Source organism: Paraburkholderia sp. CNPSo 3272 (genome assembly GCF_024206495.1).
In the GTDB taxonomy this organism is placed as follows: domain Bacteria; phylum Pseudomonadota; class Gammaproteobacteria; order Burkholderiales; family Burkholderiaceae; genus Paraburkholderia.
The window spans coordinates 1-579 of sequence record NZ_JAMBPQ010000116.1 but is presented as its reverse complement, the minus strand read 5'-3'; the positions used below and the strand labels follow the sequence as shown (position 1 = coordinate 579).

Below are 579 nucleotides of genomic sequence, written 5' to 3'. Positions count from 1 at the left end.
AAACGCCAGAACCCCGGTGCTCTTTCGGAGACACCGGGGTTCGGGACGTTACAGCATAAGGAGCCTGACGATTACCTACTTTCACACGGGCAATCCGCACTATCATCGGCGTGGAGCTGTTTCACGGTCCTGTTCGGGATGGGAAGGGGTGGGACCAGCTCGCTATGGTCATCAGGCATGACGGGTTGCTGCGTCGACTCGGGTCTTTCGGACCTGGCGCCACAGCCAATCGGGAAGAAGCGTAAAGAGGTGTTGCTCAATTGGGGTTGTGTTGTTTCCGGCACAACACATGATCACTCAACCTGTGCGTCCTGCCCACCCACACGGGGTGGAGGCACACCTGTTATAGGATCAAGCCTTACGGGCAATTAGTATCAGTTAGCTTAACGCATTACTGCGCTTCCACACCTGACCTATCAACGTCCTGGTCTCGAACGACCCTTCAAGGGGCTCGAAGCCCCGGGGATATCTCATCTCAAGGCGAGTTTCCCGCTTAGATGCTTTCAGCGGTTATCTCTTCCGAACATAGCTACCCGGCGATGCCACTGGCGTGACAACCGGTACACCAGAGGTTCGTCC

2 rRNA genes are annotated in these 579 nt (G+C 56.1%); both read right to left on the bottom strand.

The window, feature by feature from the left end:
• Positions 1–62: 62 nt before the first annotated feature.
• Positions 63–176 (bottom strand): 5S ribosomal RNA (rrf, locus tag M3I53_RS38065).
• A 171-nt stretch (positions 177–347) separates the two neighbouring features.
• Positions 348–579, bottom strand: a 23S ribosomal RNA gene (locus tag M3I53_RS38060); the annotation flags it as partial.